Source organism: Sphingomonas sp. (assembly GCF_031426035.1).
GTDB lineage: Bacteria > Pseudomonadota > Alphaproteobacteria > Sphingomonadales > Sphingomonadaceae > Sphingomicrobium.
In genome coordinates this window covers 1-3,999 of sequence record NZ_JANPKO010000123.1, presented here as the reverse complement: position 1 = coordinate 3,999, position 3,999 = coordinate 1, and the positions used below count along the sequence as shown (strand labels likewise).

The 3,999-nt window shown below is 69.8% G+C and carries 6 protein-coding genes and 1 tRNA gene; all 7 read right to left on the bottom strand.

The window, feature by feature from the left end; genetic code table 11:
• Positions 1 to 162: 162 nt before the first annotated feature.
• A tRNA-Phe gene (locus RMP08_RS09065) sits at positions 163 to 238 on the bottom strand.
• Positions 239 to 276: 38 nt separating this feature from the next.
• Entirely contained in the window at positions 277 to 474 is a 198-nt protein-coding gene (locus tag RMP08_RS09060) for a DNA gyrase inhibitor YacG (protein WP_310468673.1), read from the bottom strand.
• Complete coding sequence (locus RMP08_RS09055) at positions 458 to 1,432, bottom strand: ribonuclease (RefSeq protein ID WP_310468672.1); 975 nt, start codon at positions 1,430 to 1,432, stop codon at positions 458 to 460. The genes RMP08_RS09060 and RMP08_RS09055 overlap by 17 nt, the downstream gene beginning before the upstream one ends.
• Positions 1,425 to 2,012: a nucleoside triphosphate pyrophosphatase gene (locus tag RMP08_RS09050; RefSeq protein ID WP_310468671.1), complete on the bottom strand. Its 588-nt coding sequence runs from the start codon at positions 2,010 to 2,012 to the stop codon at positions 1,425 to 1,427. The genes RMP08_RS09055 and RMP08_RS09050 overlap by 8 nt, the downstream gene beginning before the upstream one ends.
• Complete coding sequence (gene infA, locus RMP08_RS09045) at positions 2,009 to 2,227, bottom strand: translation initiation factor IF-1 (RefSeq protein WP_310468670.1); 219 nt, start codon at positions 2,225 to 2,227, stop codon at positions 2,009 to 2,011. Before infA ends, RMP08_RS09050 begins: the two co-directional genes overlap by 4 nt.
• 77 nt (positions 2,228 to 2,304) lie before the next feature.
• Complete coding sequence (locus RMP08_RS09040; RefSeq protein ID WP_310468669.1) at positions 2,305 to 3,276, bottom strand: quinone oxidoreductase; 972 nt, start codon at positions 3,274 to 3,276, stop codon at positions 2,305 to 2,307.
• A gap of 89 nt (positions 3,277 to 3,365) precedes the next feature.
• The coding region (locus RMP08_RS09035; protein WP_310468668.1) for a sodium/proton-translocating pyrophosphatase at positions 3,366 to 3,999 on the bottom strand (634 nt) is incomplete at its 5' end.

The following is a 3,999-nucleotide window of genomic DNA, read 5'->3' as shown; positions in this document are numbered from 1 at the left end:
TATCGCGGGCAAGCGAATTGCTCGGCTGGGCCCCGCGTGTCGAACTCGCCGAAGGCCTCGACCGCACCACCGCCTGGTTCGCCGAGGAGCTGGGCCAAGCCGAGCCGACCTACCAGCCGCTAATTGCCGCGGCCGAGTAGTCGCCGGAGACTGCAAACAAGGTGGTGCCCAGGGACGGGATCGAACCGCCGACACTGCGATTTTCAGTCGCATGCTCTACCAACTGAGCTACCTGGGCGTCACTTCGGGCCGGGCGGCCTGTCAGCGCGGCGTCACCTAACCATCGCGCTGGTCACTGTCCACCCCGCCAAGCTCCGCCTCGGGGTCGGCCGGCGGGCCGGGGATGCGATAGCCGTCGCCGAGCCATTTCAACAAATCGCGGTCCTTGCAGCCGCGGCTGCAGAACGGCGCGTGTTCGGGCGACGGCGGCTTGCCGCACAGCGGGCAGGGCTTGGCTTTAAGCGGGTTCGGCATGGCCGCCCGAGATGGCGAGCGACAGGTCGGCGCGCAAGGTCACCGCGCCGCCGATCTGGCGCGCGAGCGCGGCGGTCCATGCTGGATTGGCCTCGAGCTGCCCGATTACCGCCGGATGCGCCGCCAGCCGCCGCGCGCCGGGTCCGGACAGCGCGGCGCGGCGCAGCAAGGCGCGCGCTTCGGCGGCGGCGCGGTCGGCCCAGATTTCGAGCAGCGAGGCGCGGGGACGGGGGCGAATGATCTGGAGGAAGCCGAAGCCGTTGACCGTGGTGCGCTCGAACGGCTGGGGTAAAATCGCGTCGACCGCCTCCGCTGCTGCCAGCCGCGGCGCCTTGCCGGCGACGGTCGGCAGGTCGATCCCGATCGAGCCGCCGAGGCCGAGCCGCCGGATCGCCTGCGCGGCGGCGGCCGCGCCGGCCACCGCCAACTCGGCGGGGGGCAGGTTGCCGTCGACATCGATCAGCGTCATCGCCGGGGTCGCGAACAGGGTCAGGCTGCCCCCGCCGAACTCGACGTGCCCGCTGCGCGCCTCCTCCACCACATCGTCCCACCCGGCATCGGCCAGCGCATCGCGACCGTGCGGCGGGAACGGCAGCTCGGTCGCCGCGAGCGGCGGGGCAGGGGCCGGCGCGGCAGCGGTGGTGCGGGCCCGCGGCCGCTTCCACGCCTCGCCGCCCGGGATCACCTCCCGCGTAACCTCGATCGCCAGCGCGGCGCCCTCGGTCACGCCGCGCTCCAGGGTCGGTAGTAAATACTCTTGGCCCTGGGCGTCGCGGGCGATGGCGTTGCGGCCGTTGGAGTTGCCGCCGCGGGGGCCGATGTCGATCAGTTGCGCCGCGATTACCGTTCCTGCTTCAACGGTGCCGTCGAGCGTGATCCGCGCCTCGACGATTGCGCCGTCCTCGACCAGCGCTGCACGGGTTTCGCCGATTCCGCGCTCGACCAGCCACTCAGCCAATTGGAAAGCCCGCGCTCTTGAGCAGCAGCCGGGTCTCGGCCAGCGGCAGCCCGACGACGTTGGAAAAACTGCCCGCGATGTGGCGGACATAGACCTCGCCGTATCCCTGCAGCGCATAGCCGCCGGCCTTGCCGCGCCATTCGCCGTGCGCGGCGTAGAAGTCGATTTCTTGCGGAGACAGCCGCTTGATCGCGATCATCGTCTCGACCAGCTTGCTCCGCACCGCGCCGCCGGGCAACGCCAGCGCGACCCCGGTCAGCACGCGGTGGCGGCGCCCCGAGAGCAAGGCCATGCACGCGCGCAATGTCGCCTCGTCGTCGACCTTGGGCAGGATCCGCCGCCCGACCGCGACCACGGTGTCGGCGGCGAGCACCAGCGCATCGGGCTCCAGCGCGGCGACCGCGAGCGCTTTCTCGCGCGCCAGCCGCTCGGCATGGACCCGCGGCAACTCGCCCTTGGGCACGCTTTCATCGACATCGGCGGGGCGCACGGCTTCGGGCGTAACGCCGATCCGCGCCAGCAGATCGAGGCGGCGCGGGCTGGCCGAGGCGAGGACGAGCCGCACCGGCTCGGCGGTCATTTGAAGCGGTAGGTGATCCGGCCCTTGGTCAGATCATAGGGCGTCAGCTCGACCAGCACCTCGTCGCCGGTCAGCACGCGAATGCGGTTCTTGCGCATCTTGCCGGCGGTATGGCCGAGGATCTCGTGGCCGTTCTCGAGCTCGACGCGGAACATCGCATTGGGCAGCAACTCGACCACCTTGCCGCGCATCTCGAGAAGTTCTTCCTTGGCCATCTAGTCTCGCTGTTCCGGAGGTAAAAAGTCGCGGAGCCTTAGCGTTGCGGTGGATAAAAGGAAAGGCGGGCGGGGCGTCACACGACGAGCACGGTCGAGCCGCTGGTCTCCCGCGCCTCGAGCGCGCGGTGCGCCTCGGCGGCATCGGCGAGCGGGAAGCGTTGCTTGACCTCGATCGCAACCTTGCCCGCTTCGACCATCGCGAACAGCTCGGCCGCCGACTCCTGCAGGTCCGCGCGGTCGGCGGTGTAGGTGAACAGCGTCGGGCGGGTCAGGTAGAGCGAGCCTTTGGCCGCCAAGATGTTGGGCGAAAACGGCTCGACCGCGCCCGACGACTGGCCGTAGCTGACCAGCATCCCGCGCGGCCGCAGGCAGTCGAGCGAGCGCAAAAACGTGTCGCGGCCGACCGAATCATAGACCACGCCGAGCTTGTCCCCGCCGGTGATGCGCTCGACCTCGGCGACGAAATCCTGCTCGGTGTAAAGGATCGGGTGGGTGCAGCCGTGCGCCTTGGCGAGATCCGCCTTTTCCCTCGTCGAGACAGTGCCGATGACCGTCGCGCCAAGCGCGGCCGCCCATTGGCAGAGAATCAATCCGACCCCGCCGGCGGCGGCGTGGACGAGGATGGTGTCGCCGCTCTCGACCCGGTGGACCGAGCGCAGCAGCATCCGCGCGGTCATCCCCTGCAGCATCATTGCCGCGGCCTGCTCGAACGCGATGGCGTCGGGCAGTTTGACCAGCCGCTCGGCGTCGATCAGCCGCGTCTCGGCATAGCCGCCGATCGGCCCGGCATAGGCGACGCGGTCGCCCACCGCGACATCGCCGACGCCCTCGCCGACCGCCTCGACCACCCCGGCGCCTTCGACCCCGGGGGTGAACGGCAGCGGCTGCGGGTACAGCCCGGTGCGGTGATAGACGTCGATGAAATTGAGGCCCGCGGCATGTTGCTTGAGGCACACCTGGCCGGGCCCGGGATCCCCGACTTCAACCGCTTCCCACTCAAGAACCTCGGGGCCGCCGGTGCGGTGGATGCGGATGGCCTTGGTCATGGCGCCATCATCGCGCCGGCCGCGCAAAAGAAAAGCCCCGCCGCGGCAGTGCCGGGCGGGGCCTTTCCACGATCGATCGGGCGAAGCGCCTAGGCCGCCTGCGCCGCCAGCGCCGCGAGCAGCAGCAGCGCGACGATGTTGGTGATCTTGATCATCGGGTTGACCGCCGGGCCGGCGGTGTCCTTGTACGGATCGCCGACGGTGTCGCCGGTCACCGCGGCCTTGTGCGCCTCCGAGCCCTTGCCGCCGTGATTGCCGTCCTCGATGAACTTCTTGGCATTGTCCCACGCGCCGCCGCCCGAGGTCATCGAGATGGCAACGAACAGGCCCGAGACGATCACGCCGAGCAGCAACGCGCCCAAGGCGGCAAAGCCTTCGGCCTGGCCGGCGACCGCGGTGATTGCGAAATAGACGATGATCGGCGCCAGCACCGGAAGCAGCGAGGGGATGATCATCTCCTTGATCGCGGCCTTGGTGACGAGGTCGACGGTGCGCGCGTAATCGGGGCGCGACGAGCCGTCCTTGATCCCGCTGTTGGTGCGGAACTGCTCGCGCACGTCCTTGACCACGTCGCCCGCCGCCCGGCCGACGGCAGTCATGCCCATCGCGCCGAACAGATAGGGGAGCAGCGCGCCGAGCAGCAGCCCGACGATGACGTACGGGTTCTCGAGGCTGAAGTTGACCGTCAGGCCGGGGAAGAACTCACGCAAGTCGGTGGTGTAA

Coding starts and splice junctions, on each gene's coding strand:
- RMP08_RS09060 (WP_310468673.1), bottom strand. CDS start 474: ATGCCGAACCCGCTTAAAGCCAAGCCCTGCCCGCTGTGCGGCAAGCCG.
- RMP08_RS09050 (WP_310468671.1), bottom strand. CDS start 2,012: ATGACCGCCGAGCCGGTGCGGCTCGTCCTCGCCTCGGCCAGCCCGCGC.
- infA (WP_310468670.1), bottom strand. CDS start 2,227: ATGGCCAAGGAAGAACTTCTCGAGATGCGCGGCAAGGTGGTCGAGTTG.
- RMP08_RS09040 (WP_310468669.1), bottom strand. CDS start 3,276: ATGACCAAGGCCATCCGCATCCACCGCACCGGCGGCCCCGAGGTTCTT.